21 protein-coding genes are annotated in these 26,352 nt (G+C 74.1%); 8 read left to right on the top strand and 13 right to left on the bottom strand.

Annotated elements, in window-relative coordinates:
• Positions 1-2: 2 nt before the first annotated feature.
• The 8 genes from ftsW to rsmH are packed head-to-tail and all read right to left on the bottom strand — an operon-like array spanning position 3 to position 10,538.
• Positions 3-1,343, bottom strand: coding sequence for a putative lipid II flippase FtsW (gene ftsW / locus ACFVQZ_RS16705; protein ID WP_030492989.1), 1,341 nt, complete (start codon positions 1,341-1,343; stop codon positions 3-5).
• Between the two features lie 55 nt (positions 1,344-1,398).
• On the bottom strand, positions 1,399-2,838 hold the full coding sequence (murD, locus tag ACFVQZ_RS16700; protein WP_030492990.1) for a UDP-N-acetylmuramoyl-L-alanine--D-glutamate ligase: 1,440 nt from the start codon (positions 2,836-2,838) through the stop codon (positions 1,399-1,401).
• Positions 2,820-3,890: a phospho-N-acetylmuramoyl-pentapeptide-transferase gene (gene mraY / locus ACFVQZ_RS16695; protein ID WP_030492991.1), complete on the bottom strand. Its 1,071-nt coding sequence runs from the start codon at positions 3,888-3,890 to the stop codon at positions 2,820-2,822. The genes murD and mraY overlap by 19 nt, the downstream gene beginning before the upstream one ends.
• Entirely contained in the window at positions 3,887-5,311 is a 1,425-nt protein-coding gene (gene murF, locus ACFVQZ_RS16690; RefSeq protein ID WP_030492992.1) for a UDP-N-acetylmuramoyl-tripeptide--D-alanyl-D-alanine ligase, read from the bottom strand. Before murF ends, mraY begins: the two co-directional genes overlap by 4 nt.
• A gap of 4 nt (positions 5,312-5,315) precedes the next feature.
• A complete protein-coding gene (locus ACFVQZ_RS16685) occupies positions 5,316-7,010 on the bottom strand; it encodes a UDP-N-acetylmuramoyl-L-alanyl-D-glutamate--2,6-diaminopimelate ligase (RefSeq protein WP_383623134.1) in 1,695 nt (564 codons plus the stop codon).
• Positions 7,011-7,028: 18 nt separating this feature from the next.
• The gene (locus ACFVQZ_RS16680; protein WP_383623130.1) at positions 7,029-9,044 is read right to left on the bottom strand and encodes a penicillin-binding transpeptidase domain-containing protein; all 2,016 of its coding nucleotides are present in this window, start codon (positions 9,042-9,044) and stop codon (positions 7,029-7,031) included.
• A gap of 7 nt (positions 9,045-9,051) precedes the next feature.
• Positions 9,052-9,585, bottom strand: coding sequence for a septum formation initiator family protein (locus ACFVQZ_RS16675; RefSeq protein WP_383623127.1), 534 nt, complete (start codon positions 9,583-9,585; stop codon positions 9,052-9,054).
• Positions 9,582-10,538, bottom strand: a complete 957-nt coding sequence (gene rsmH / locus ACFVQZ_RS16670) for a 16S rRNA (cytosine(1402)-N(4))-methyltransferase RsmH (protein WP_383623124.1) — start codon at positions 10,536-10,538, stop codon at positions 9,582-9,584. Before rsmH ends, ACFVQZ_RS16675 begins: the two co-directional genes overlap by 4 nt.
• Positions 10,539-11,044: 506 nt before the next feature.
• Here rsmH and ACFVQZ_RS16665 point away from each other — a divergent pair.
• From ACFVQZ_RS16665 to ACFVQZ_RS16655, 3 genes are read left to right on the top strand one after another with little or no spacing between them, the layout of a single operon-like run.
• Positions 11,045-12,061 (top strand): AAA family ATPase, encoded by a 1,017-nt coding sequence (locus ACFVQZ_RS16665; protein WP_383623120.1) that lies wholly within the window; start codon positions 11,045-11,047, stop codon positions 12,059-12,061.
• The gene (locus ACFVQZ_RS16660; RefSeq protein ID WP_383623117.1) at positions 12,061-13,440 is read left to right on the top strand and encodes a DUF58 domain-containing protein; all 1,380 of its coding nucleotides are present in this window, start codon (positions 12,061-12,063) and stop codon (positions 13,438-13,440) included. Before ACFVQZ_RS16665 ends, ACFVQZ_RS16660 begins: the two co-directional genes overlap by 1 nt.
• The gene (locus tag ACFVQZ_RS16655; protein ID WP_383623113.1) at positions 13,437-15,773 is read left to right on the top strand and encodes a transglutaminaseTgpA domain-containing protein; all 2,337 of its coding nucleotides are present in this window, start codon (positions 13,437-13,439) and stop codon (positions 15,771-15,773) included. Before ACFVQZ_RS16660 ends, ACFVQZ_RS16655 begins: the two co-directional genes overlap by 4 nt.
• A 283-nt stretch (positions 15,774-16,056) precedes the next feature.
• On the opposite strand, the gene ACFVQZ_RS16650 is transcribed toward ACFVQZ_RS16655, so the two are convergent.
• The 3 genes from ACFVQZ_RS16650 to ACFVQZ_RS16640 form a co-directional block, all read right to left on the bottom strand.
• Complete coding sequence (locus ACFVQZ_RS16650) at positions 16,057-16,464, bottom strand: DUF3040 domain-containing protein (protein WP_030493000.1); 408 nt, start codon at positions 16,462-16,464, stop codon at positions 16,057-16,059.
• Between the two features lie 272 nt (positions 16,465-16,736).
• A complete protein-coding gene (locus tag ACFVQZ_RS16645) occupies positions 16,737-17,525 on the bottom strand; it encodes a methyltransferase (protein ID WP_030493001.1) in 789 nt (262 codons plus the stop codon).
• A 66-nt stretch (positions 17,526-17,591) separates the two neighbouring features.
• Entirely contained in the window at positions 17,592-18,065 is a 474-nt protein-coding gene (locus tag ACFVQZ_RS16640; RefSeq protein WP_051787436.1) for an SAV_6107 family HEPN domain-containing protein, read from the bottom strand.
• 366 nt (positions 18,066-18,431) lie between these two features.
• On the opposite strand from ACFVQZ_RS16640, the gene ACFVQZ_RS16635 reads away from it, so the two are divergent.
• The 5 genes from ACFVQZ_RS16635 to ACFVQZ_RS16615 all read left to right on the top strand — a co-directional run bounded on the left by ACFVQZ_RS16635 (position 18,432) and on the right by ACFVQZ_RS16615 (position 24,402).
• Positions 18,432-19,202, top strand: coding sequence for an ATP-binding cassette domain-containing protein (locus ACFVQZ_RS16635; protein ID WP_383623403.1), 771 nt, complete (start codon positions 18,432-18,434; stop codon positions 19,200-19,202).
• Entirely contained in the window at positions 19,174-21,324 is a 2,151-nt protein-coding gene (locus ACFVQZ_RS16630) for a YhgE/Pip family protein (protein WP_383623107.1), read from the top strand. Before ACFVQZ_RS16635 ends, ACFVQZ_RS16630 begins: the two co-directional genes overlap by 29 nt.
• 34 nt (positions 21,325-21,358) lie before the next feature.
• Entirely contained in the window at positions 21,359-21,970 is a 612-nt protein-coding gene (locus ACFVQZ_RS16625; RefSeq protein ID WP_030493005.1) for a TetR/AcrR family transcriptional regulator, read from the top strand.
• A 349-nt stretch (positions 21,971-22,319) separates the two neighbouring features.
• Positions 22,320-22,958, top strand: a complete 639-nt coding sequence (locus tag ACFVQZ_RS16620) for a DUF4126 domain-containing protein (RefSeq protein ID WP_030493006.1) — start codon at positions 22,320-22,322, stop codon at positions 22,956-22,958.
• Between the two features lie 10 nt (positions 22,959-22,968).
• On the top strand, positions 22,969-24,402 hold the full coding sequence (locus ACFVQZ_RS16615) for a phytoene desaturase family protein (protein ID WP_383623102.1): 1,434 nt from the start codon (positions 22,969-22,971) through the stop codon (positions 24,400-24,402).
• A gap of 22 nt (positions 24,403-24,424) precedes the next feature.
• Here ACFVQZ_RS16615 and ACFVQZ_RS16610 read toward each other — a convergent pair whose 3' ends face one another.
• Together ACFVQZ_RS16610 and metF are read right to left on the bottom strand one after the other, a co-directional pair.
• Positions 24,425-25,303 carry a hypothetical protein gene (locus tag ACFVQZ_RS16610; RefSeq protein ID WP_383623099.1) on the bottom strand — a complete coding sequence of 293 codons (879 nt, stop codon included), beginning with the start codon at positions 25,301-25,303 and terminating at the stop codon, positions 24,425-24,427.
• Positions 25,304-25,359: 56 nt separating this feature from the next.
• Entirely contained in the window at positions 25,360-26,274 is a 915-nt protein-coding gene (metF, locus tag ACFVQZ_RS16605; protein WP_030493009.1) for a methylenetetrahydrofolate reductase [NAD(P)H], read from the bottom strand.
• Positions 26,275-26,352: the final 78 nt, after the last annotated feature.

Here is a 26,352-nt window from a genome sequence, read left to right as displayed (position 1 = left end):
ATTCACCGCTCTCCGGACGGGCGCTTCTTGACGCGCCGTCGCATCGACTTCCATCTCACCCCGGCCCGCTTGCCCCATCCGGGGCGGCGCATGGCCAGGGCCGCTTTCGCGGCGGGTTCCTGTCGCGCGAAGGCGATCAGGAGCCCGACGGCGAACATGGTCGGCAGCAGGGCCGACCCCCCGTACGAGAACAGCGGGAGCGGGACGCCGGCGATCGGCAGCAGACCGAGCACCGCACCGATGTTGATCACGGCCTGGGCCGTGATCCAGGTGGTCACGCCTCCCGCGGCGAATCGAACGAAGGGGTCCTCCGTGCGTCCGGCCACGCGGATACCCGCATAGCCTAGGGCCGCGAACAGGGCGACGACCGACAGCGTCCCCGCGAGGCCCAGTTCCTCACCGGTCACCGCGAAGATGAAGTCGGTGTGCGCTTCGGGCAGTTGACCCCATTTTTCCACACTCGCACCGAGCCCGGAACCGAACCATCCGCCCGACGCCAGAGCATAGATTCCGTGCGCGGCCTGGAGGCACGGGGCCCCCTCGCCGCCCGGGTCGGTGGCGCCGATGCACTGGAAGCGCCGCATCCGGTTGGCGTTGGTCCTGATGAGCAGCACACCGATCGTGGTGGCCACCACGAGCACGCCGACGAAGAGCCGGGTGGGGGCGCCGGCCGTCCACAGCAGGCCGAAGAGGATCGCGGTGAGGATGATCGCGGTGCCCATGTCGCCGCCGAGCATGATCAGCCCCAGCAGCATGAAGGCCCCCGGCACCAGCGGCACGAGCATGTGCTTCCACTGGGCGAGGAGCTTCATGTCCTGTTTGCGGGCGAGCAGGTCGGCGCCCCACAGGATGAGGCCCAGCTTGCCGAACTCGCTGGGCTGGAGCATGAACGGGCCGCCCAGCGAGATCCAGTTCTGGTTGCCGCCGACGGAATGCCCTATCCCCGGGATCTGCACGAGCACCATGAGGAAGACCGCGCCGACCAGGATCGGGTAGGCGAGCGCCCGGTGCAGCTTCACCGGCATCCGGGAGGCGACGAGCAGCAGCCCGGTGCCCAGGAGCGCGGCGAAGAACTGCTTCCGGAAGAAGTAGGAGGGCACCAGCTCGTAGCGGAGGGCCGTGATCATCGAGGCGGAGTAGACCATCACCAGGCCGAGCGTGGTGATGAGCAGTCCCGCGCCGATGATCACGTAGTACGCCGTGAGCGGCCGGTCCCAGGCCCGTCGCGCCCGCGTGTAGAGCCCGCGTACGCCTCCGCCGCGCGCCCCTCGCGGGGGTACCGGCACCCGCCCTCCGCCCGGTCGGGCGGAGGGCCGGCGTGCCCCGGCGATCTTGCTCGGCATGGTTCGCTGCCCCCTCCGGTCAGGCCCGGTAGGCCGGACCCTCGCAGTGGTCGGGTCAGGCGTCCCCGGTGGCGGCGAGGGCGCGGACCGCGTCCGCGAACGCCTCGCCCCGCTTGGTGTAGTTGGTGAACATGTCCATCGAGGCGCAGGCCGGGGCCAGGAGGACGGTGTCCCCCGGGCGGGCGAGCCGGGCCGCCTCGCGGACCGCCTCGGACATCGCCCCAGTGTCGGTCCGGTCGAGGTCCACCACCGGGACCTCCGGGGCGTGTCGCGCCAGCGCTTCGCGGATCAGCGCGCGGTCGGCGCCCATCAGGACGGCGCCGCGCAGCCGCTTCGCGGACTTCTGGACCAGCTCGTCGAAGGTGGCGCCCTTGGCGAGGCCGCCGGCGATCCAGACGATCGGGTCGTAGGCGGCCAACGAGGCTTCGGCGGCGTGGGTGTTGGTGGCCTTGGAGTCGTCGACGTACGTCACGCCGCCGACCTCTTCGACCAGTTCGATCCGGTGCGGGTCCGGGCGGAAGGCCCGCAGACCGTCCCGTACCGCCTTGGGCTCGACGCCGAAGGCGCGGGCGAGGGCGGCGGCGGCGAGCGCGTTGGCGATGTTGTGCGGGGCCGGCGGCTGCACGTCGGCGACCTCGGCGAGCTCCTGGGCGTTCTTCTGCCGGTTGGCGACGAAGGCCCGGTCGACGAGGACGTCCTCGACGACGCCGAGCTGCGAGGGGCCGGGGACGCCGAGGGTGAAGCCGATGGCGCGGCAGCCCTCCTCGACGTCGGCCTCGCGGACCAGGTCCTCGGTCACCGGGTCGGCGACGTTGTACACGCAGGCGACCTGGTTGCCCTCGTAGATCCGGCCCTTGTCGGCGGCGTACGCCTCCATGGAGCCGTGCCAGTCGAGGTGGTCGGGCGCCAGGTTGAGCACGGCGGCCGAGTGGGCGCGCACGGAGGGCGCCCAGTGCAGCTGGTAGCTGGACAGCTCGACGGCGAGCACGTCGTACGTCTCCTCGCCGAGGACGGCGTCGAGGAGCGAGACGCCGATGTTGCCGACGGCGGCGGTCCGCAGCCCGGCGGCCTCCAGGATGGAGGCGAGCATCCGGGTGGTGGTGGTCTTGCCGTTGGTGCCGGTGACCGCCAGCCACGGGGCCGCGCCGGGGCCCCGCAGGCGCCACGCCAGCTCGACGTCGCCCCAGACCTCCACGCCCGCCTCGGCGGCGGCCTTGAAGAGCGGCTTGTCCGGCTGCCAGCCGGGGGTGGTGACGACCAGCTCGGTGCCGGCCGGCAGGGTCGCGCCGTCGCCGAGGCGGACGGTGATCCCCTCCGCCTCCAGCGCGGCGGCCTGCGTCCGGGAGCGCTCGTCGTCCCCGTCGTTGACGACGGTCACCACGGCGCCGCGGCCGGCCAGGGCCCGGGCGGCCGGGATGCCCGACACCCCGAGGCCCGCGACCGTGACGTGCTTGCCCTGCCAGTCCAGCTCTTCGCTCACTTGTCGGCTGCCCATCCCGCGTAGAAGAGGCCCAGGCCCACGATGACGCACATGCCCTGGATGATCCAGAACCGGACGACGACCAGGACCTCGGACCACCCCTTGAGTTCGAAGTGGTGCTGGAGGGGGGCCATCCGGAAGACGCGCTTGCCGGTCATCTTGAACGAGCCGACCTGGATGACCACGGACATCGTGATCAGCACGAACAGGCCGCCGAGCAGCGCGAGCAGCAGCTCCGTACGGGAGCAGATGGCGAGACCGGCGAGCGCGCCGCCGAGCGCGAGGGAGCCGGTGTCGCCCATGAAGATCTTGGCGGGCGAGGTGTTCCACCACAGGAACCCGAAGCAGGCGCCCATGAGCGCGGAGGCCACGACGGCGAGGTCGAGCGGGTCGCGGACCTCGAAGCAGGCGTTCGGGTTGGTGAGGGTCAGCGCGTTGGCGCAGGACTCCTGGAACTGCCACAGCCCGATGAAGGTGTAGGCGCCGAAGACCATCACGGAGGCGCCGGTGGCCAGACCGTCCAGACCGTCCGTCAGGTTCACGCCGTTGGACATGGCCAGGATCATGAAGAGCGCCCAGACCACGAAGAGGACCGGGCCGATCGTCCAGCCGAAGTCCGTGATGAAGGAGAGCTTCTCGGAGGCCGGGGTCAGCCCGCGCGCGTCCGCGAACTGGAGCGAGAGCACCGCGAAGGCGATGCCCACGATCAGCTGGCCGGCCATCTTCGCCTTGGCCCGCAGGCCCAGCGACCGCTGCTTGACGATCTTGATGTAGTCGTCGAGGAAGCCGACCAGGCCCATGCCGGCCATCAGGAACAGCACGAGGACGCCCGAGTACGTCGGGTCCTCGCCGGTGATGACCTTGGCCAGGGCGTACGCGATGAGCGTGGCCAGGATGAAGGAGATGCCGCCCATGGTGGGCGTGCCCTTCTTCCCGAGGTGGCCGCGCGGGCCGTCGTCCCGGATGAACTGCCCGTACCCCTTGCGGGCCAGCAGCTTGATGAGCAGCGGGGTGCCGATCAGGGTCAGGAAGAGGCCGATGGCCCCCGCGAAGAGGATCTGCCTCATCGGCCGGATACCTCGCCCTCAGCGTCGAGCAGCGCGAGCGCGACCTGCTCCAGACCGACCGAGCGGGACGCCTTCACCAGGACCACGTCCCCCGGGCGCAGCTCCCTGCGCAACAGGTCGACAGCCGCCTGCGCGTCGGACACGTGCACCGACTCCTCACCCCACGAACCCTCGTTATAGGCGCCCAGTTGCAGCCAGGACGCTTCCCTGTCCCCGACCGCGACGAGCTTGCTGACGTTGAGCCGGACGGCGAGCCGTCCGACCGCGTCGTGCTCGGCCAGCGACGCGTCACCGAGCTCGGCCATCTTGCCGAGCACCGCCCACGTGCGGGCCCCCTGGGCCTGTCCGGCCCTGCCCATGGCCGCGAGCGCGCGCAGGGCGGCTCGCATGGACTCGGGGTTCGCGTTGTAGGCGTCGTTGACGATCGTCACGCCGTCCGGACGCTCGGTGACCTCCATGCGCCAGCGCGACAGGGAGCCTGCCTCGGAGAGCGCGGTGGCGATCTCGTCGGCGGACATGCCCAGCTCGTGCGCGACGGCGGCCGCTGCGAGCGCGTTCGACACGTGGTGCTCACCGTACAGGCGCAAGGTCACGTCGCTGCACCCGGTGGGTGTGTGGAGCGTGAAAGAAGGCTGTCCGGTCCCTGTGAGCCGGACGTTCTCGGCACGTACGGCCGCTTCGTCCGCTTCGCCGAACAGCAGGACGCGGGCCTTGGTGCGGCTCTCCATGGCGCGGACGAGCGGGTCGTCGGCGTTGAGGACCGCCACGCCGCCGTCCTCGGCGGACGGCAGGGACTCCACGAGCTCGCCCTTGGCCACGGCGATCTGCTCGCGTCCGCCGAACTCGCCGATGTGGGCGGAGCCCACGTTGAGGACGAGACCGATCCGGGGCGGGGTGAGCCCGGTCAGGTAGCGGATGTGGCCGATGCCGCGGGCGCCCATCTCCAGGACGAGGTGCCGGGTCTCCTCGGTGGCCGTGAGCGCGGTGAGCGGCAGGCCGATCTCGTTGTTGAGGGAGCCGGGCGTCCAGACGGTGGGCGCGTGGCGTTCGAGGACCTGGGCGATCAGGTCCTTGGTGGAGGTCTTGCCGGCCGAGCCGGTGAGGGCGACGACATCGGTGCCGAGGCGCTCGACGACCGTGCGGGCGAGGGCGCCCAGCGCGGTCTGCACGTCGTCCACGACGATCGCGGGGACGCCGAGGGGACGGACGGCGAGCACGGCCGCCGCGCCCGCCGCTACGGCGCGCTCCGCGTAGTCGTGGCCGTCGACGCGTTCCCCGGCGAAGGCGGCGAAGAGACTGCCGGGCTTCACCTCGCGGGAGTCGATGACGACGGACCCGGTGACCCGGGTGTCCGGATCCGGTATGTCGTGCGCCTGCCCGCCGACGATTTCGGCGATCTCGGCGAGGGAGAGGGCGATCACTGCTTCATCCCTGACTGTTCTGGTGACGGTGTTCGGTCGCCGCGGCGGCCGGTGTCCCGGTCGCCGCCTCGATCGCTTCGCGGAGGACCCGGCGGTCGTCGAAGGGACGGACCTGCCCGGCGATCTCCTGGCCCTGCTCGTGGCCCTTGCCGGCGACCAGGACGGTGTCGCCCGGCCGGGCGCGGGCCACGGCCGCGGCGATCGCGGCGGCCCGGTCGGGTTCGACCAGGACGTCTCCGCGCTCGGCGGCGGGCACCTCGGCGGCGCCCGCGAGCATCGCGGTGAGGATCGCGAGCGGGTCCTCGGAGCGGGGGTTGTCCGAGGTGAGGACGGCGGTGTCGGCGAGCCGGGCGGCGGCGCCGCCCATGGGGCCGCGCTTGGTGGTGTCCCGGTCGCCGCCGCAGCCGATGACCACGTGCAGCCGGCCCTCGGTGACCTCGCGCAGCGAGCGCAGCACGGACTCGACGGCGTCGGTCTTGTGCGCGTAGTCGACGACGGCGAGGTACGGCTGGCCGGCGTCGACGCGCTCCAGGCGGCCGGGGACGCCGGGGACGGCGGCGACGCCGTCGGCGGCGGTCCGCGGGTCGAGCCCGGCGGTCGCGAGGGTCGCGATGGCGGCGAGGGTGTTGGCGACGTTGAAGGGGCCGGGCAGCGGGGCGGTGGCGGGGATCCGCACGCCCTCGGGGCCGACGGCCGTGAAGGTGGAGCTCGCGGCGCCCAGGACGACGTCCTCGGCGCGCCAGTCGGCGTCGGGGCGGCCCTCGGCGGAGAAGGTGACGACCGGGACGCCCGCCTCCTTCACGAGCCGGCGGCCGTACTCGTCGTCGGCGTTGACGACGCCGGTCCGGCTGCGCCCGGGGGTGAAGAGGCTCGCCTTGGCCTGGAAGTAGTCCTCCATGTCGGAGTGGAACTCCATGTGCTCCGGGCTGAGGTTGTTGAAGACGGCGACGTCGAAGACGCAGCCGTCGACCCGGCCGAGCACCAGGGCGTGGCTGGAGACCTCCATGGCGACGGCCTCGACGCCCCGCTCGCGCATGACGGCGAAGAGGGCCTGGAGGTCGGTGGCCTCGGGGGTGGTGCGCTCGGACTTGATGCGCTCGTCGCCGATCCGCATCTCGACGGTGCCGACCAGCCCGGTGTGCTTGCCGGCGCCGCGCAGTCCGCCCTCGACGAGGTAGGCGGTGGTGGTCTTGCCGGAGGTGCCGGTGATGCCGATCTGGAGCAGGTCCGCGCCGGGGCGGCCGTAGATCTCGGCGGCGAGTTCGCCCATCCGGCCGCGCGGGTCGTCGACGACGAGGACCGGCAGGCCGGTGGCGGCGGCGCGGTCGGCTCCGGCCGGGTCGGTGAGGACCGCGGCGGCGCCGAGGCCGGCGGCCTGGGCGGCGAAGTCGGCGCCGTGCAGGCGGGCGCCGGCGAGGGCCGCGTACACGTCCCCGGGGCGTACCGCCCGGGAGTCGTGGGTGATTCCCGAGACGGGGACGGCGCGGGCGGCGTCGGGGATCTCGGTGCCCAGCCGTGCCGCGAGCTCGCCCAGGGGTGTCGGGCGGGCCCGCTCCGGGCGGGGCGGGGTGGTTCGGGACTGATCAGCGTGTGGCACGGCGGTGAGCGTACCGGGCGCACCCTGCGGGGGACCAAACGAGCCGGGGGCGTCGCCGGAGTTCGATTTCCGGTTCCCGGAGTGGGGGGTGATCGTCGTCACTGGTGGTGCTCCCGGGGGTCACGGGGTGGGTTCGAAGGTGACCGGCAGGCGCGGCGGTTCGCTGCCGGTGGGTGCCACGTGGAGGGTCTTGAGCGCGAACTCCATGACCTTCTTGTAGATGGGGCCGCAGATCTGGCCGCCGAAGTAGCTGCCCTTGGTGGGGTTCTGGATGGCGCAGTAGACGGTGACGCGGGGCTGGTCGGCGGGGGCGAAGCCGGCGAAGGAGGCGGTGTAGCCCTTGTAGCGGCCGAGTTCGGGGTCGACGCGGTTGGCGGTGCCGGTCTTGCCGGCGACGCGGTAGCCCGGGATGGCGGCCCGGGTGCCGGTGCCCTCGCGGTCGTCGACGACGGATTCCAGCATCTGGGCGAGGGTCTTGGCGGTCTGTTCGCTGACGACCCGGTGCTCGGCGGGCTTGGGGGCGGGGGTGAAGCGCCCGTCGGGGCCCTTGGTGCCGCGGACCAGGCTGGGTTCGATCCGTACGCCGCCGTTGGCGACGGTGGAGAAGACGGAGGCGGCCTGGAGGGCGTTGACGGAGAGGCCCTGGCCGAAGGGGATGGTGTACTGCTGGGAGGTCGACCAGTCCTCGGGCTTGGCGAGGATGCCGGGGGTCTCGCCGGGGAAGCCGAGGCCGGTGGGGCTGCCGATGCCGAAGCGGCGGAGGTAGCCGTCGAGGATGCGGTTGGACTCGGCCTGGTCCTTGCCGAGCTGGCCGGTGGCGAGGATGGTGCCGATGTTGCTGGACTTGGCGAGGACGCCGTTGAGCGTCAGGTACCAGGTCTTGTGGTCGATGTCGTCCTTGAAGAGCCGGTCGCCGCGGTGGAGCCGGTTGGGGACGACGACGTGGGTGTCGGCGGTGGCCTTGCCCTCCTCCAGCACGGCGGCCATGGACATGACCTTGCTGGTGGAGCCGGGTTCGTAGGCGTCCTGGAGGGCGGCGTTGCCCATGGCGGCGGCGTTGGCGGCGGAGAGGTCGTTGGGGTCGAAGCCGGGCGCGTTGGCCATGGCGAGGACCTCGCCGGTGCGGGTGTCCTGGACGATGACGTAGCCGCGGTCGGCCCGGGACTTGCGGACCTGTTCGGTGATGGCCTGCTGGGCGGCCCACTGGATGTCCCGGTCGATGGTGAGCTCGATGTCGGAGCCGGGGACGGCGGGGGTGCCCTGGGAGCCGGCGGTGGGGACCTGCCTGCCGCCGGAGGCGGTGAAGCGGATCTTCCCGTCGCGGCCGGCGAGTTCGGTGTCGAGCATGGACTCGACGCCGCCGGCGCCGCGGCCCTCGGCGTTGACGTATCCCAGTATCCCGGCGCCGAGTTCGCCGTTCGGGTAGACCCGCTTGGTGCTGGGCTCGCTGAGGACGCCGCCGAGCAGGTTGACGCCGGTGCCGCCGGGCTCCTGGGACTTCTCGGCGTAGACCTTCTTGAGGTCCTTGATCTGGTTCCACACCTGCGGGGTCTGCTTGCGGGCCAGCAGCGTGTAGCGGGACTTGGGGGTGCGGAGCTTCTTGGCGAGCTCCGCCGGTTCCTTGCCGAGGATCGGGGCGAGCAGCGCGGCGGCCTGCTCGGGCGCGTCGCGGCGCTTGGACTCCTCGGGGGTGAAGAGCTTGGGGTCGGCGGTGATGTCGTAGGCGTCGACGCTGGTGGCGAGGGCGATGCCGTTGCGGTCGGTGATCTCGCCGCGCTCGGCGGAGAGCGTGTACTCCTGGAAGCGGTACTTGTCGGCCTTGGCGGCGTACGCGCTGGCGTCGACGGCCTGGACCTGGAGCAGCCGCACCACGAAGACGAGCATGACGAGGGTGAGGCCGACGGAGATCAGCCGCAGCCGGGGCCGGGGGCGGCCGAGCTTGATGGTGCGCGGCTTGCGGGCCTGCGGCCGGGGCGCGGGGCGGCGGGTGGCCGGCCGTGCTCCGGGGCGCGGGGCGCGGGCGCCGGATCCGCCCCGGGGGGTGCCGCCGGAGGCCGCTCCGGAGCCGGCGGGCCGGGGTCGGGAGGGCCGGGCGGGGCCGGGGACGCGGCGGCGCGGGGGCTCCTGGGAGGGCACTGCTCGGTCACCTGCCGGAGGTCGTGGGGGCGGTCGGGGCGGTCGCGGTGGCGGTCGCGGTGGCGGTCGGCTCCGGGGCGGTGCCCGCGCCGGGCGCGGGCGGCCGCGTACCGGAGGCGGCGGGGTCGCCGGTGCGGTCCGGGGCGCGGGACGGCGTCCGGGAGGGCTTCGGGGAGGGGGCGACGGTGGGCACGCCGAGCACCTTGCCGTCGGGCCCGAGGAAGGCGGGGCTGCCGCCGGGGACCATGCCGAGCTCGCGGGCGCGGCGCTCCAGGGCGTCGGGTGCGGCGTAGGCGTCGACGTCGCGCTGGAGGGCCTGTTCCTCGTCGGTGAGCTCGGTGGTGCGGTCCTTGAGCTCGCGCAGCTCGAAGGAGCCCTGGTTGAGGGCGGAGTTCAGCAGCAGCAGGGTGATGAGGCCGCCGCCGAGGAGGAGGACGACGAGCAGGACGAAGGGGGTGCGGGCGGCCGTGCTGGGTCCGGACGGCATGAGCTGTCCGAGCCGCGCGGCCCGGCCTTTGAGCGGCCCCCTCGCCGCGCTCACAGCACGTCCTCCCGGATGCGCTCGGCGCCCCGCAGCCGGGCGGGGGCGGCCCGGCGGTTCTCGGCCACCTCCTCCTCGGCGGGGAGCTCGGCGCCGCGGGTGAGGAGCTTGAGGCGGGGCTGGTACTGCTCGGGGACGACCGGGAGGCCGGGCGGCGCGGTGGTGGCGGCGCCGGCCGCGAAGACCTGCTTGACGAGCCGGTCCTCCAGGGAGTGGTACGAGAGGACCGCGATCCGGCCGCCGACGGCGAGGGCCTTCACGGCGGCCGGGATCGCCCGCTCCAGGACGCTCAGTTCGCCGTTGACCTCGATGCGCAGGGCCTGGAAGGTGCGCTTGGCGGGGTTGCCGCCGGTGCGCTTGGCGGCCTGCGGGAGGGCGTCGCGGATGAGTTCGACGAGCCGGGCGCTGGTGGTGAAGGGTTCCTTCTCGCGCTCCCGGACGATGGCGGAGACGATCCGCTTGGCCTGCTTCTCCTCGCCGTAGGCGCGCAGGATGCGGACGAGTTCGCCGGGCGGGTAGGTGTTGAGGACCTCGGCGGCGCTCATGCCGGTCGTCTGGTCCATGCGCATGTCGAGCGGGGCGTCCTGGGCGTAGGCGAAGCCGCGGTCGGCCTCGTCCAGCTGCATGGAGGAGACGCCCAGGTCGAACAGGACGCCGTCGGCCTTGTCGATGCCGAGCCGGTCGAGGACCTCGGGCAGCTCGTCGTAGACGGCGTGGACGAGGGTGGCGCGGTCGCCGTACGGGGCGAGCCGCTCGCCGGAGAGGCGCAGAGCCTCCTTGTCGCGGTCGAGGGCGACGAGCCGGGCCTCGGGGAAGGCGCGGAGCAGGGCCTCGCTGTGTCCGCCGAGGCCCAGGGTGCAGTCGACGACGACGGCGCCGGGGCGCTGGAGGGCAGGGGCCAACATGTCCAGGCACCGCTGGAGCATCACCGGGACGTGTCGGTCGTTGCTCAACGCACCCTCTCAGAACGGGCACGGCGAGCGGGTAAGGGGGCGAGCCGTGGGTGCCGCCGCGCACACGGGGGGAGAAACCGCTGCAAAACGCTCGATTGTCTCCGGGAACTCCGCGTCACTCTAGTCCACGGACGGGGCCGGTCAATCAACCGGCTGGCGCGTCGCGCGGCGCCGGGCGCGGGGGCGGGGATTCCGGGCGGGTCACCCGGTCGGCGGCGTCCGGCGCGCGCTGTGGGGCGGCTCACACGCCCGCCGGCCGGCGCGTCGCGTCCGGTTCCCGGGGGCGGCGCCGCGGTACCCCCTTGACCTGTGGAGAAGCGTTCCGGCAGTGCCCCAGCACACGTTCCGCCTCCGCGTAAGACGACAAACCCCGGCATTTCCTCCGCAGTTGTCCACAGGCGAGTGACAGGGCCCGGCCGTCCCCACAAGAATGCTCGGGTGACACCCCCCGTACATCCCACCCGGGGGCAGGTGTCCGTGTTCCTGCAAGGCCGAGGAGGGCCGGGGTGACGACCTATGACGACCGAGCGAGCCTCACAGACTTGACCACTACCGCGGAGCGGGTCCGCGGTTCGGTGGAGAGCGTGATCGAGGGCAAGCCCGAGGTCGTACGTCTCGCGCTGACGGTGCTGCTCGCGGAGGGCCACCTCCTCATCGAGGACGTGCCCGGTGTCGGCAAGACCATGCTCGCCAAGACGCTCGCGCGGTCCATCGACTGCTCGGTGCGCCGCATCCAGTTCACCCCCGACCTGCTGCCGTCGGACGTCACCGGCGTGTCGATCTTCGACCAGCAGCGCCGGGAGTTCGAGTTCAAGCCGGGCGCCATCTTCGCCCAGATCGTCATCGGCGACGAGATCAACCGTGCCTCCCCCAAGACGCAGTCCGCGCTCCTGGAGTCCATGGAGGAGCGCCAGGTCACCATCGACGGGCACACCTACGAGCTGCCCAGCCCGTTCATGGTCGTGGCCACCCAGAACCCGGTCGAGATGGAGGGCACCTACCCGCTGCCCGAGGCCCAGCGCGACCGCTTCATGGCCCGCGTCTCCATCGGCTACCCCAGCGCCGAGGCCGAGTTCCAGATGCTCGACGTGCACGGCGCGGTCAACCCGCTGGACGACCTCCAGCCGGTCGCCCACGCCCACGAGATCCTGAAGCTGATCGAGGCGGTCCGCGCGGTGCACGTCGCCGACGCGGTGCGGCGGTACGCGGTCGACATCGTCGCCGCCACCCGCGCCCACCCCGACCTGCGGCTCGGCGCCTCCCCGCGCGCCACGCTCCACCTGCTGCGGGCCGCCCGGGCCTCCGCCGCCCTCGCCGGCCGCGAGTACGTGCTGCCGGACGACCTCCAGGCGCTGGCCGTGCCGGTCCTCGCGCACCGGCTGCTGCCGACCGCGCAGGCCCAGCTCAACCGGCGCACCGCCGAGCAGGTCGTCCTCGACATCCTCCAGCGCACCCCCGTCCCGGCCGCCGCGCCGCCCGCCGGCCCGGCCTACGGCCGGCAGACCGGCGGCCGGCCGCTGTGATGGCGACCCCCGCCGCACCCCGGGGGCAGCGCGCCGACGACCGCGACGGGCCGCGGGCCGAGGACGGCCGGGGCGGTCTGCGGGCCGCCCTCGCGGGCCTCACCACCCGCGGCCGGTCCTTCCTGGCCGCCGGGGCCGCCGCCGCCGTCTGCGCCTACGTGCTCGGCCAGGCCGACCTGCTCCGGGTCGGCCTGCTGCTCGCCGCCCTCCCGCTGATCTGCGCCGTCGTCCTGCACCGCACCCGCTACCGGGTCGCCACGTCCCGCCTGCTCACCCCGCGGCGGGTGGAGGCCGGCACCGAGGCCCGCGTCCAGCTCCGCATGGAGAACGTCGCCAAGCTCCCCACCGGGCTGCTGATGCTCCAGGACCACGTGCCGTACATGCTCGGCCCCCGCCCCCGCTTCGTCCTGGACCGGGTCGAGGCCGGCGGCCGGCGCGAGGTCTCCTACCGGGTCCGCTCCGACCTGCGCGGACGCTTCCCGCTGGGGCCGCTCCAGCTGCGGCTGAGCGACCCCTTCGGCATGTGCGAGCTCACCCGCTCCTTCAGCGCGTACGACACCCTCACCGTCGTCCCGCGCACCGCCCCCCTGCCCGCCGTCCGGCTCGGCGGCGAGGCGTCCGGCCACGGCGACGGGCAGCAGCGCGCGCTGGCCCTCGCCGGCGACGACGACGTCATCCCGCGCGCGTACCGGCACGGCGACGACCTGCGCCGGGTCCACTGGCGCTCCACCGCCCGGTACGGCGAGCTGATGGTCCGCCGCGAGGAGCAGCCGCAGCGCTCCCACTGCACCGTCCTGCTCGACACCCGCCGGTCCGGCTACCAGGGCTCCGGACCCGACTCGGCCTTCGAATGGGCCGTCTCCGGCGCCGCCTCGGTGCTCACCCACATGCTGGAGCGCGGCTACGCCGTCCGGCTGCTCACCGACACCGGCAGCGCGGTCCCCGGCGTGGGCTCCGACGGCTACACCGGGGCGTCCTCCGCCGACTCCTCGGAGACGGCCGGCCTGATGATGGACACCCTCGCGGTCGTCGACCACTCCGACGGCGCCGGCCTCTCCCGCGCCTCCGACGTGCTGCGCACCGGGAGCGACGGCCTGCTCGTCGCCTTCCTCGGCGACCTCGACGAGGAGCAGGGCACCCTGGCCGCCCGGATGCGCGGACGGGCCGGCGCGGCCGTCGCCTTCCTCCTGGACTCCGGCACCTGGCTCACCGGCGGCGCCGCGGCCGGGGCCGTCGAGACCCGGGTCCGGCAGCTGCGCGAGGCCGGCTGGACCGTCGTCTCCGTCCCGCCCGGCGCCCGCGTGGCCGACCTCTGGCAGCAGGCCGCCGGCGCGCCGCGGGAGAGCACCGCCGCAGACAGCTACGGAGGATGGGCATGAGCGGGCTCACCCGCCTGACACTGGCCGCCTGGGCGGCCTCCCTGATGGCCGCCGGGGCGCTGCTGCCGCTGGTCAAGCCGGCCACGTGGATCTTCACCGCCGCCCTGCTGCTGGCGCTGCAGAGCGGCACCGGCATGCTGTGCCGGCGGGTGCCGCTGGCCCGGCCGGTGACGATCGGCGCCCAGCTGCTGGTCGGCGTGGTCGCGCTGACCGTGGTCTTCGCCCGGGAGCAGGCGCTCCTCGGCTTTCTGCCCGGGCCGCAGGCGGTCCAGCGGGGGGCCGAGCTGTTCCGCCTGGGCACCCAGGACGTCGCCACGTACGCGATCCCCGCCCCGGACACCGAGGGCATCCGGCTCATGCTGGTCGCCGGGGTGCTGGCGATCGGGCTGCTCGTGGACGTCCTGGCGGTCACCTTCAGGCGTGCCGCCCCGGCCGGTCTGCCGCTGCTCGCGCTGTACTCGGTGGCCGCCGGGCTCTCCGGCGGCGGCGCCGGCCCGCTCTGGTTCGTGCTCGCCGCCACCGGCTACCTGCTGCTGCTCCTCGCCGAGGGCCGCGACCGGCTGTCCGGGTGGGGCCGCGTCTTCGGCGGCGCCCAGCGTTCCGGCCGGGCCGGGGCGCCCGTGGGCAGCGGCGGGCCGTCCTTCGCGCCGGTGCGCACCGGCCGGCGGATCGGGGCGGTCGCCATGGGCACCGCCCTGGTGGTGCCGCTGGTGCTGCCGGGCTTCTCCGGCGGGCTGCTGGGGGACGGCGGCGGGGGCGCCGGCGAGGGCAGCGGGGGCGGCGGCACCATCGCGGCCGTGAACCCGCTGGTCTCCCTCCAGGACAACCTGCGGCAGCCGGAGGACTTCGAGGTCCTCCGCTACCGCACCAACGCGCTGGACAACAGCGGCCTCTACCTGCGGCTCGTCGCCCTCGATCAGTTCGACGGCACCTCGTGGAAGTCCTCGGTCCGCCCGATCGAGGCGGTCCCGAAGTCGCTGCCGTGGCCCGACGGCCTGGCCCAGTCCGTCCGCACCTCCGAGGTGACCAGCAACTTCGTCGCCTCCGAGGGGTACGACCAGAAGTGGCTGCCGATGCCGTTCCCGGCGGCCCGGGTGGACGTCGAGGGCCGCTGGCGATACGAGCCGGCCGGCCGGATGCTCGTCGGCGACGACAAGCAGACCACCAAGGGCGTCCGCTACCAGGTGACCAGCCTCGACGTGCAGCCGACCGGCGAGCAGCTGGCCCAGGCGGGTCCGGCGCCCGAGCGGCTGCGCGAGGAGTACACCAAGGTGCCCGGCAGCCTGCCCGCCGACGTGAAGGCGACGGCGCTGGAGGTCACCAAGGACGCGCGGAACGACTACGAGCGGGCGGTGCGGCTCCAGGACTGGTTCGCCGAGGACGGCGGCTTCCGCTACGACGTGGACGTGACGTCGGGGACGGGCACCGAGGCGATCTCGCGCTTCCTGCGGGACAAGAAGGGCTTCTGCATCCACTTCTCGTTCTCGATGGCGGCGATGGCCCGCACGCTGGGCATCCCGGCGCGGGTCGCGGTCGGCTTCATGCCCGGCACCGGCCAGTCCGACGGCTCGGTCTCGGTCGGCATCCGGGACGCCCACGCCTGGCCCGAGCTGTACTTCGAGGGCGCCGGCTGGACCCGGTTCGAGCCGACGCCGTCGCGCGGCTCCACGCCGGCGTACACCCGGCAGGCGGCGCCCACCGCGGGCCCGACCGGTCCCGCGCAGCCCTCGGCGACGGCCTCGGCCGAGCCCACGGCGGCGCCGAGCGCCTCGGAGAGCTGCCCGCCGGAGATGCGGCGCCTCGGCGAGTGCGGCCAGGACCCGGCGGCGGCCGCGGGCCCGTCCTCCGGCGGCGGTACGGACGTGCTGAAGGTGGCCGGGTGGTCGCTGGCCGCGCTGGTCGCGCTGGCGCTGCCGTTCCTCCCGCTGCTGTGGCGGATCCGCGTCCGGTCCCGCCGGCTCGCCCCGTCGGCCGGCCCGCTGGCGGTCTGGCGGGAGATCGGCGACACGGCCTGGGACTACGGGTTCGAGCCGGACGACGCGCAGACGCCGCGGAGAACGGCCGAGCGGATCGTCCGGGCGGGTGAGCTGACCGGTGCGGCGGCGGAAGCGGTGCACCGGGTGGCCGGGGCGGTCGAGGAGGCCCTGTACGCGCCGTCGCCGCGGCCGATGACGGGGCTGGGGCGGGAGGCGGCGCTGGTACGGGCCGGCTTCCACGCGAGCGCGTCGCGTGCCGGGCGCCTCCGCGCCCTCCTGGCCCCCCGCTCCGCGACCCGCCTCCGCTGGGCCGCCTCCACCCGCTGGACGGCCCTGCGGACCCGCACGACACCGTGACGGCGGGGGGTGCGGTCCCGGGCGACGCCCGGGGCCGCACCCCCCCGGCCGACGGGAACGCCTGCCCACGCCACGCCCCGACGGAACGGCGGCGGCGCACTGGTATACGGGCCGGGACACGGCGGCGATCGCCGACACCGGCCCGGTCACGGCGGCACAGCACCGATACGGACCCGGACACGGCGGCAGAGCACCGATACGGGCCCGGACATGGCGGCGCCCCGCCAGGGCTCGGGGCCGGCGGGGCGGGGCCTCGGGGGGCGGGGTCTCCGCTAGGGGGGCGTCAGTGGCCGCCGCCCTGCTGCTCGTCGCGGCGGCGCTGCCACCGCGCTTCGATACGGTCCATCATGGAGCGTCGCGCCTGTCCACCCTGACGGCCACCGGCCGTCCGGTGCGCCTGCTCGCCCGGCTTGGGCGCCTTGCGCCAGCCGGTGACCACCAGCACCGCGCAGCCCAGCATGACGAGGAAGCCCACCACACTGAGCCAGATCAGGCCATCCTCGAAGAAGACCAGGCCGGCCATGAGGAGCGCGATACCCACCAGGAAGCCGGCGACTGCCTGGTACACCCGGCGACGGGTGTACGTGCGCAGCCCGCTTCCTTCGAGCGCTGTCGCGAACTTGGGGTCTTCGGCGTACAGCGCTCGCTCCATCTGCTCGAGCATTCGCTGCTCGTGCTCCGAGAGCGGCACGGAGTCCTCCTAGTCGTCGGTCGCGGGGGCGACCGGTTGCGGCCCTTTCAGGATAGGCAGGGAATCGCCCCCGTGAAACCCGCCCTCAATGCCGATCAGTCCATCCGTGCCGCCACGCGGTTCGGTTGGTGAGGCGTTGATTCCCCAGCCGTCCGCCCGTCATGCCGGATGGTTGCCTCGATCATACGGCGCGAAGCCGCATATGGGGCGGCCTGTGGCAGAGCCGGGCCCGCACCTCCGAACGGGTGGCGCGGCCCGGGAGTTCCACCGGGTCAGGCGGGCTTCTCGGCGAGCACGTGGAGCTGGGTGGCGACGGCGTGGAAGGCGGCCAGTTCGGCGGCGGCGGCCTCCAGCTTCAGCAGGGCCTCGGCGGCTCCGGGCTCGGTGTCGACGAGGACGCCGGGCACGAGGTCGGCGAAGATCCGTACGCCGTGGACGGCCGTCACGGAGAGGCCGGCCTCCTCGGCCAGGCCGGTGAGCTGGTCGGCGGTGAAGCGCCGCGGCACGGGGTCGCCGGCGCCCCAGCGTCCGTCCGGGTCGCCGAGCGCGGTCCGGGCCTCGGTGAAGTGCCCGGCGAGGGCGCGGGCGAGGACCGCGCCGCCGAGGCCGGCGCCGAGCAGGCTGAGCGCGCCGCCGGGGCGGAGCGCGGCCACCGTGTGGCGCACGCCTTCGGCGGGGTCGTCCACGTACTCCAGGACGCCGTGGCAGAGCACGGCGTCGTAGGCGCCGCGCTCGACCACGTCGAAGAGGCCGCGGACGTCGCCCTGGACGCCGGTCACCAGGTCGGCGACGCCGGCCTCGGCGGCGCGCCGCTCCAGGGCGAAGAGCGCGTTCGGGCTGGGGTCGACGACGGTGACGCGGTGGCCGAGGCGGGCGACCGGCACCGCGAAGTTGCCGGAGCCGCCGCCGGTGTCCAGGACGTCCAGGGCGGCGTTCCCGGTGGTGCCGACCCGGCGGTCGAGGGCGTCCTTGAGGACGTCCCAGACGACGGCGGTTCGCAGGGAGGCGCGCGACGGGCGCGACGACGCCTCGCGGCCGAAGGCGGAGGAAGGGTCCGGCACGGCTCTTGACTCCTCGGTGACGGGTACGGACCTCCCCACCCTATGGCCTCCGTGGCGCGGCGTGGATCAGCCGGCGACCCCGTCCGCCGGGGGCTGCCGGGGCAGGACCGGCTGGAGCACGAGCAGCCGCTCGACCAGGCGCAGGAAGTGCCCGGCGTCCCTGACGAGGTCGTCGGCCTCGCGCGGGGTCGCGGCGGCGGCGACCCCGGCCTCGGCGAGGGCCCGGCGCGGGGCTCCGGCGGCGAAGAGGGCGCTCCACTCGGTGAGCTCGGGGGCGAGCTGCGGCAGCAGCTCCCAGGCGCTCCTTATGGCCTGGCGCCGGCGGGTGCGGGGAACCGGGCGGGCGCGGGCGGCGAGGACGGCCGCGGCGGCACGCAGGGCGGCGAGGTGCGCGGTGGCGTACCTCTCGTGGGGCCGTTCGAGGCCGGCGGCCTCGTCGAGACCGGCCCGGGCCTTGGCGAGCAGGTCGAGGGCGGCGGGCGGGGCGGTGGTCCGGCGGGACACGGGATGGACGTCGGCTGCTGCGAAAGGACTGGCCATGACGAGCCTCCTGTCGTCGGGTGACGGTCTTGTCGCCGTCTGTGCCCATCGTGCCGCCCGCCACTGACAATGGGCCTGACCTGGGGTTTTGCGGGCTGGGCGGCGACCTTGTAACTTTTGGACTGACCAGTCAGTCCAAAAGTGGAACCGGGGGGTGGATCCGTGGGATCCGAGGACCTGACCACACGACCGTCTCCGGACGGGCCCGGCGGGGAGCCCGGCACCGACGGCACCGACGGCGCCGATCACACCGACGGCACCGCTCTCGCCGACGGCGCCGAGCGCATCGATCACGCCGACCGCACCGATCACGCCGAGCGCACCGACCGCACCGGCCCCGGCGGCTCCGGCCCCGGCGCCGAGGTCGTGGCCGAGGGGCTGGGCCTCAAGGGCCCGCGCGGCTGGGCCTTCCGGGACGTGTCCTTCCGCGCCGGGGCCGGCGCGCTGGTCGCGCTGGAGGGCCCGTCCGGGACCGGCCGCACCTGCCTGCTGCTCGCCCTCACCGGCCGGATGAAGACCGCCGAGGGCCGCGCCGAGGTCGGCGGCCTGCCGCTGCCGCGCCGGATGGCCGCCGTGCGCCGGATCGCCGCGCTCGGCCAGGTCCCCGGCGTCAGCGAGCTCGACCCGTCGCTCACGGTCGCCGAGCACCTGCGCGAGCGGGCCCTGCTCCAGCGCCGGTTCGACGGCTCGGTCCGCGCGCTGCTCCGCCGCCCCGGCACCCGGGCCGCCGAGACCCGGGCGCGGATCGACGAGGCGCTGGCCGCCGCCCGACTGGACCTCGCCGCCCTGCCGAAGGGCGAGCGGACCTCCGTACGCGACCTGGAACGGCTGGAGGCCCTGCGCCTGTCGATCGCGCTGGCCCTGATGGGGCGGCCCCGGGTGCTGGGCGTGGACGACACGGACCTGAAGCTGTCGGACGCCGACCGGGCCGCTGCCTGGGCGCTGCTGCGCTCGGTGGCCGCCGCGGGCACCACCGTCCTCGCGGTGTGCAGCGAGGCGCCCGCCGACGCCCTGCGGATCACCACGGTCGCCGCCGCCCCGCGAGGGGACGAGCGGGCCCCGGAAGCCGCCGACGACGAAGACGACATCACCGAGGAGGGGGCGGACGATGCGCTCGCCGAAACTGGCCGCGCTTGAGCTGAGGCGCTTCGGCAGGGGCAAGCTGCCGCGCGCCGCGCTCGTCGCGGTCCTGCTGCTGCCGCTGCTGTACGGCGCCCTGTACCTGTACTCGTTCTGGGACCCGTACGGCAGGCTCGACAAGCTGCCCGTCGCCCTGGTCAACGAGGACCGCGGCGCCACCGCCGACGGCAAGCGGATCACCGCGGGCGCCGACATCACCGAGGGGCTGCTCGACAGCGGGACCTTCGAGTGGCACGAGGTCAGCGACGCCGAGGCCCGCGAGGGCGTCGAGGACGGCACGTACTACCTGTCGCTGACCGTCCCCCGCGACTTCAGCGAGCGGATCGCGTCCAGCTCCGGGGACTCCCCGGAGACCGGCGCCCTGAAGGTCCGGACGAACGACTCCAACAACTACATCGTCGGCCAGATCTCCCGGACCGTCTTCGCCGAGGTGCGCACCGCCGCCTCCACCAAGTCGTCCCGGACCTTCCTCGACAAGATCTTCATCTCCTTCTCCGACATCCACGAGGCCACCGCCGAGGCCGCCAAGGGCGCCGCCGACCTGAAGAAGGGCGTGGACAAGGCCAAGAAGGGCTCCAAGGACCTCTCCGAGGGCCTCACCGACGCCAAGGCCGGCAGCAGCGACCTGGCCGCCGGCCTGAAGAAGCTCGACAAGGGCTCCAAGGACGTCCAGACCGGCACCCGCCAGGTCGCGAACGGCACCCAGGCGCTCGCCGACAAGGTCAACGGCACCGCCGACAAGGTCCGCCCCTACCTGGCGAACAACGGCACGTCGATCCGCGACACCGCCAAGCTCGTCTCCGACTCCGCCACGGCCGCGCGCAACGACCTGGCCGACCTGGTCCGCCGCGCCCCGCAGCTGCGCACGGCCGCCCACACGGCGGACGACACCCTCGCCCGGCTGCACCGCACGTCCTGCGAGAAGCCCGGCGCCACCGACCCGCCGAAGATCGAGCTGCCGGAGGGCGTCACCCTGCCCGAGGGGTTCGTCCTGCCCGACACGAAGCAGTACTGCTCCGCCCTGAAGGAGGCGTCGACCACCGCCGGCGACGTCGCCACCATCGCGGACGACGTGCACCAGCTGACCAAGGACAGCAAGGGCGACCTGAAGACGCTCGACGCGCGCCTGAAGAAGCTCAAGAAGGAGGCCGACGAGCTGGCCGCCCGCGCCCCGCACCTGGACGAGGACGTGGAGGGCGCCATCCGGAAGATCAACGAGCTCAACCGGGGCGCGAAGAAGGTCGCCGACGGCGCCGAGCGGCTCCACACCGGCATCACCGGCGCCCGCGCCGGCTCGGTCAGCCTGGACAGCGGCGTCGGCAAGCTGAAGAAGGGCGCCGGCGACCTCGACGGCGGCCTGTTCAAGCTGGCCGACGGCTCCGGCTCGCTCGCCACCGGCCTCAAGGACGGCGTCGGCAAGATCCCGGACTACGACAAGGACGAGCGGGACCGGCGCACGGAGGTCATGGCCGACCCGGTGAAGCTGGCCGCCCAGTCGCTCCACAAGGCGCCCAACTACGGCACGGGCTTCGCCCCGTACTTCATCCCGCTCTCCCTCTGGGTCGGCGCCATGGTCGCCTACATGATCATCCAGCCGATGAACCGGCGGGCCCTCGCCGCCGGCGCCTCCGCCTGGCGGATCGCGCTGGCCGGCTGGCTCCCGGTGGCCGCGATCGGCGTCCTCCAGGTCGGCGCGCTGCTGGCCGTCCTGCACTGGGGACTCGGCCTGGAGATGGCCAGGGCGGCCGGGACGGTCGGCTTCCTCGCCCTCGTGACCTGCTGCTTCGCCGCGATCATCCAGTGGCTGAACGCCCGCTTCGGCGCGGCCGGCCGGATCCTCGTCCTGGCGCTGCTCATGGTCCAGCTGACCTCGGCGGGCGGCACCTACCCCGTGCAGACCAGCCCGGGCTTCTTCAACGCCGTCCACCCGTTCCTGCCGATGACCCACGTGGTCGAGGCGCTGCGCCGGCTGATCTCCGGCGGCGGGCTCGGACCGGTCTGGGAGGCCGTGGCCGTCCTGACCGCCTTCACCCTGGGCGCGCTCGCCCTGACCGCGGTCACCGCGCGCCGCAAGCAGGTGTGGACGCTGGACCGGCTCCACCCGGAGCTGTCGCTGTGAACCGACCCGTACCGGCTCTGTGAGAATCGACCCCATGGACAGCAGCAGCACCCGCCGCCAGGCGACCCGCGCCAAGCTCTACGAGGCGGCCGTCACCCTCATCGCCGAGCAGGGCTTCTCGGCGACCACGGTCGACGAGATCGCCGACCGGGCCGGGGTGGCCAAGGGCACGGTCTACTACAACTTCAAGAGCAAGACCGAGCTCTTCGAGGAGCTGCTGCGCCACGGCGTCTCGCTGCTCACCGCCTCGCTGCGGACCGCCGCCGAGGACACCGAGGCCCGGGGCGGCACCCGGGTCGCCGCGCTGGACGCGATGATCCGCGCGGGACTCGTCTTCATCGACCGCTACCCGGCCTTCACCCAGCTGTACGTGGCCGAGCTCTGGCGCACCAACCGGGCGTGGAACTCCACCCTCCTCGTCGTCCGCCAGGAAGCCGTCGCGGTCGTGGAGGGCGTCCTGCGCGCGGGCGTCGAGGAGGGCGAGCTGAGCGAGGAGATCGACGTCCCGCTGACGGCGGCGGCGCTGGTCGGCATGGTCCTGGTGGCCGCGCTCGACTGGAAGGCGTTCCAGAGCGAGCGCTCCCTGGACGACGTCCACGCGGCGCTGTCGCTGCTGCTGCACGGCCGCGTGGGCGGGGGCCGCTGAGCCGGACCCGTCACGACGACGGAAGGCGCCGGTCCCGCGAGGCTCGATCCCCCCGAGCCACGCCGGACCGGCGCCGTCTTCGTACACCCCCGTGCACGTCCCCCGTGCCGGCAGGCGCACGGCCCCGTTCCGCCGCCCCGTGCCGGCGGTTCCGGAGCCGCGCCCCTTCCGTGGCTCCACTCTCTCCTCCGGGCGGCCCCTCCCCCATCCGCGCGGGTACTCATCTCCGCGTCTAGGTACGGATACTCAGTCCCCGTCCTGCCCGCGTCCGGCCCCCGTCCGGCCCTCGTCGGGGCGGGCCCGGGGCGGCCTGGTGACGGACGGGCGCGGTCTCGTTACGATCGCGAGCGTGTCCGTACTCCCCCTGGTCTTCACCAGCGGCTGGGCGAGCGGGATCAACGCGTACGCGGTGGTCCTGCTCCTCGGCGTCTTCGGCGCGACCGGGCTCACCGACGAGGTGCCCGAGGCGCTCCAGCGCACGGATGTCCTGATCGCGGCCGGCGTGCTCTTCCTGTGCGAGGCGGTCGCGGACAAGATCCCGTACGTGGACAACGTGTGGGACTCCGTCCACACGGTGATCCGGCCGGTCTCGGGAGCCGTCGTGGCGGCCCTGCTGGCCGGCCAGAGCGGTTCGCTGCCCGAGCTGGCGGCGGGCGCGGTCGGCGGTTCCACGGCGCTGATGAGCCATCTGGTCAAGGCGGGGACCCGGATGGCGGTGAACACCTCGCCGGAGCCGTTCTCCAACATCGCGATCAGCACCGCCGAGGACCTGGCCGTCGCCGGGATCATCACCTTCGCGCTCTTCCATCCGGTGGCGGCGGCGGTGATCGCCGCCGTGCTGCTGGCGCTCGGCATCTGGCTGCTGGTCTTCCTGGCCGCCCGGATCCGGCGGTTCCTGCGCCGCCGGGCGCAGCGCCGCGAGGAGCGCAGACGGGCGGCGGCCGGAGGCGGCCCACCTGCGGACCGGTCCGTCGGCGGGGGCCGATAAGGTCCCTGACATGGGACGGATTGTGGTGATCGGCGCGGGTCTCGGCGCCATGGCGGCGGCGGCCCGGCTGGCCGTGGCCGGACACGCGGTGACGGTGTACGAGCGGACGCCGGCGTACGGCGGGGCGGTGGGCCGCTTCGAGCGGGACGGCTTCGCCTTCGACACGGGCCCCGGGCTGCTGCACCTCCCGGCGGTCTACCGCGATCTGTTCGTGAAGACGGGGAAGAAGCCGCTGGAGGAGTGCGTCGGGCTGAGCCAGGTCGATCCGGCCGCCCGGCACGTCTTCGCCGACGGCACCCGCGTGGACCTGCCGAACGCGTCGCGGGCCGGCACGCTCGCCGCCCTCGACGCGGCGCTCGGCGCGGGCACCGGCGAGCGCTGGGGCGACTTCCTGGTGCGGGCCCGCGAGGCGTGGGACCGGACCCGCCGCCCGCTCCTGGAGGAGCCGCAGCCCGCCGACCCGAAGTCCCTGGCCCGCGAGCCGTACCCGGCGCTGAAGGCGGGGCTGCTGCGCCGTCCGACGCGGACGCTCGCCCAGGTCGGCGCGCGCGAACTGAGGGACCCGCGACTGGTCGCGCTGCTGGACGCGTACGCGGAGGCGTACGGCTTCCCGGCGGCGTCCGCGCCCGCGTCGGCCGCCGTGCTGCCGTACATGGAGCAGACGTTCGGCAGCTGGTACGTGGCCGGCGGCATGCGGGCGCTCGCGGACGCGGTGTACGAGCGCTGCCGGGAGCGGCGGGTGGAGTTCGTCTTCGGCGCGGCGGTGGACGAGGTGCTGGAGGAGGACGGCCGGGCCGTCGGGGTGCGACTCGCATCCGGCTCGACGGTGGAGGCCGACCACGTGGTCGTGGGCGCCCCGGTGCCGGAGCTCTACCGCGAGCAGGTCCTGCCGTGGCGGTACAGCGACGAGTGGACGCACTTCCAGCACCCCGGCACCAGCCGGGTGACGGTCTGTCTGGCGCTGCGCGGGTCCCGGGAGGCGGACGCGGTCCACCGGACCGTCGTGCACGCGGAGGGCGGCCGGCCGACGGTGACCGTGCTGCGGCCGGACGACCCGGCGCTGCGCCCGGACGCCGCCCACGAGGCGGTGACGGTCACGGCGACCGTGCCGGCCTCCGTCGAGCGGGAGTGGGAGCCCTTCGCCGACGGGATGGTCGAGGCGGCCGCGCGGGCGGTGCCGGGGCTGGCCGAGCGGCTGGTGTGGCGGCACGTCCGCACGCCGGAGGACGTCCGGGCGGCGACCGGGTCGGCCGAGGTGCCGGGCCCGGCGCTGGCGGACGCCCGCGGGGAGTGGCTGCCCGCGCCGAACCTCTCCCCCGTGTCCGGGCTGTACTACGCGGGCGGCTGGGCGCATCCGGGCGGCGGGCTCGCCCACGCGGGCATGTCGGGCGCGCTGGTGGCCGGGCTGATCGTGGAGGGCGCGGAGTTCCGCGGCTCGCGGTGACCGGGCCCGGCCGGACGGGCAGTCAGTAGCGGTACGGGGTCTGCCCGTCGGGGTGCGGGCCCTGGCCGTACGGCGCCGGCGTCTCGTCGGTGTCGCGCTGCTGCGGCACCCACACGCCGCCGGGCGGAGTGTCGTAGCCGTAGGAGGGCGCCTGGGGGTCGCCGTAGTACGAGGTGTACTGCTGGCCGTCGGTGGCGGGGCCGATGTACGGGTCGGAGTAGGCGGCGTACTGCTGCGGGGCACCGGTGGCGCCGTAGTCGTAGCCCGGCTGCTGCTGTTCGTAAGCGGGGGCGGCGTAGGCGTCGTACGCGGGGGCGGCCGGGTCGGCGGGCGCGTAGCCGCCGGTGCCGTAGCCGGAGGTGTCGTAGGTCCCGGTGGCGTAGGCGGCGGTGTCGTAGCCGTCGTAGCCGGGGGTCTGCGCCGCCGGGTCCTGCTGTCCGCCGCCGTAGACGCCGTACTGGCCGGTGTCCTCGGGCAGCGGCTGCGGCTCGAAGACGGAGGTGGGCTCGTCGCCCGCGCGCAGTTCCTCGGCGCCGGGGCCGGGGGCGTGTGCCGCGGCGGGGTCCTCGTACGCGAGGCCGGTGACCTCCAGGGTGGGGCCGGCGCCGGTGGCCGGGCCGGCCTTGCGGCGGCGGCTGGCGCCGGGGTTGCCGCCGATGGCCCAGCCGGTGGAGAAGCCGCGGCGGAAGGAGAGGGTGACGAAGGTCTGGCCGACGGCGAAGGCGACCGCGCCGGCGATGATCACCGCCACCGACGGCAGCAGGACGCCGGCGACCACGCCGAGGAAGCCGCAGAAGGCGAGGACCCGCCAGCGCAGCCGCGCCTTGTACTGGAGCAGCACTTCGCCCAGCAGCCAGAGCGCCACCAGGCCGAACGCGATGTAGAGGACCGTCCACCCCATTGCCCCGCCGCCCCTCTCTACGGCCACCGCCGCGGGTCAGGGGCGGGTACGACCGGTCAGGACTGCTGGTGCAGTCCGAGATTCTCGTAGATCTCGAGCGTCGCGGTGGAGCTGTTGAGCGTGATGAAGTGCAGGCCGGGGACACCCTCGTCCAGCAGACGCGCGCAGAACTCCGTCGCGAACTCGATACCGATGGAGCGTACAGCGGCGGGATCGTCCTTGACCGCGAGGATGCGTTCTTTCACATCGGCGGGGAAGGCGGCGTTGCTCAGCTGGGGCAGCCGGTCGAGGGTCCTGGCGGTGACGACGGGCATGACCTCGGGGATGATCGGGGTCTCGCAGCCCGCCTTCTCGACGCTGTCGCGGAGCCGCAGGTAGTTCTCCGGGTCGAAGAACATCTGGGTGATCGCGTAGTCGGCGCCGGCCCGGCACTTGTCGACGAAGTGGCGGATGTCGGTGTCCCAGTCGGCGGAGCGCGGGTGCATCTCGGGGAAGGCGGCTACGCCGACGCAGAAGTCGCCGGACTCCTTGATGAGCCGGACCAGGTCGGCGGCGTACCGGACGCCCTCGGGGTGCTCGACCCAGTCGCCCAGCGGGTCGCCCGGCGGGTCGCCGCGGAGCGCGAGCATGTTGCGGATGCCGGCGTCGGCGTACTGGCCGAGGACGTTCCGCAGTTCGGCGACCGAGTGGTCGACGGCGGTGAGGTGGGCGACCGGGGTGAGGGTGGTGTCCGAGGCGATCTTCTGGGTGGCCTTGACGGTGCCGCCGCGGGTGGAGCCGCCGGCGCCGTAGGTCACGGAGACGAAGCTGGGGCCGACGGCCTCGACGCGGCGCATGGCGTTCCAGAGGACCTGCTCGCCCTTGGGCGTCCGGGGGGCGTAGAACTCGAAGGAGTACGACGTGCCGGAGGCGAGGATCTCGCGGACCGTGCGGGCGCGGTCCGTACGGACGGAAGCGGTTCCAAGGGCCATACGGGCAGGTTAGACGGGGTCCAGGCAGGCGCGGAAACCGCGTCCGAGGACTGGACAGCTTTTCGGACACCGGTACGA

Origin of the sequence: Streptomyces sp. NPDC057854 (assembly GCF_042797055.1) — a bacterium.
Lineage (GTDB): Bacteria > Actinomycetota > Actinomycetes > Streptomycetales > Streptomycetaceae > Streptomyces.
This window is presented reverse-complemented; position numbering and strand designations above follow the sequence as displayed.

Bases quoted from the DNA above. Each gene is read 5' to 3' on its own strand.
- ftsW (WP_030492989.1), bottom strand. From the start codon at position 1,343: ATGCCGAGCAAGATCGCCGGGGCACGCCGGCCCTCCGCCCGACCGGGC.
- murD (WP_030492990.1), bottom strand. From the start codon at position 2,838: ATGGGCAGCCGACAAGTGAGCGAAGAGCTGGACTGGCAGGGCAAGCAC.
- mraY (WP_030492991.1), bottom strand. From the start codon at position 3,890: ATGAGGCAGATCCTCTTCGCGGGGGCCATCGGCCTCTTCCTGACCCTG.
- ACFVQZ_RS16660 (WP_383623117.1), top strand. From the start codon at position 12,061: ATGGCGACCCCCGCCGCACCCCGGGGGCAGCGCGCCGACGACCGCGAC.
- ACFVQZ_RS16655 (WP_383623113.1), top strand. From the start codon at position 13,437: ATGAGCGGGCTCACCCGCCTGACACTGGCCGCCTGGGCGGCCTCCCTG.
- ACFVQZ_RS16640 (WP_051787436.1), bottom strand. From the start codon at position 18,065: ATGGCCAGTCCTTTCGCAGCAGCCGACGTCCATCCCGTGTCCCGCCGG.
- ACFVQZ_RS16630 (WP_383623107.1), top strand. From the start codon at position 19,174: ATGCGCTCGCCGAAACTGGCCGCGCTTGAGCTGAGGCGCTTCGGCAGG.
- ACFVQZ_RS16625 (WP_030493005.1), top strand. From the start codon at position 21,359: ATGGACAGCAGCAGCACCCGCCGCCAGGCGACCCGCGCCAAGCTCTAC.
- ACFVQZ_RS16615 (WP_383623102.1), top strand. From the start codon at position 22,969: ATGGGACGGATTGTGGTGATCGGCGCGGGTCTCGGCGCCATGGCGGCG.
- ACFVQZ_RS16610 (WP_383623099.1), bottom strand. From the start codon at position 25,303: ATGGGGTGGACGGTCCTCTACATCGCGTTCGGCCTGGTGGCGCTCTGG.
- metF (WP_030493009.1), bottom strand. From the start codon at position 26,274: ATGGCCCTTGGAACCGCTTCCGTCCGTACGGACCGCGCCCGCACGGTC.